Here is a 311-nt window from a genome sequence, read left to right on the forward strand (position 1 = left end):
TGCGCGAAACGGCCATCGTGCTGACGCTTCTCAATCACCCACGGCTGATTGAAGAAGATTTCGAGACGCTGGCGGCACTCGATCTGGGACATGAGGCACTCAAGTCGCTGCATCTGGCCATGCTGGATGTGCTGGCTGCCGGCCATATGGAAGATGGTCACGCCATGCGGCACGCACTGGTCAATGCCGGTCATGGCGAGCAGATTGAAATGCTCGAACTCGTGGTGAAGGGTGCGAAACTCTGGACTGCGACGGCTCTGGCCGCAGAAGACGACGCGCGCGAAGCCCTTCGTCAGGCGCTTCACTTGCAT

Annotated in this window: 1 protein-coding gene; it reads left to right on the top strand. The window is 59.5% G+C overall.

Going from position 1 to position 311, the window contains the following annotated elements; all coding sequences use genetic code 11:
- On the top strand, positions 1–311 hold a 311-nt coding region (locus tag SB822_RS55985; protein WP_410858964.1), incomplete at both ends, for a hypothetical protein.

Source organism: Paraburkholderia sp. SIMBA_054 (assembly GCF_046534875.1).
Lineage (GTDB): Bacteria > Pseudomonadota > Gammaproteobacteria > Burkholderiales > Burkholderiaceae > Paraburkholderia > Paraburkholderia hospita.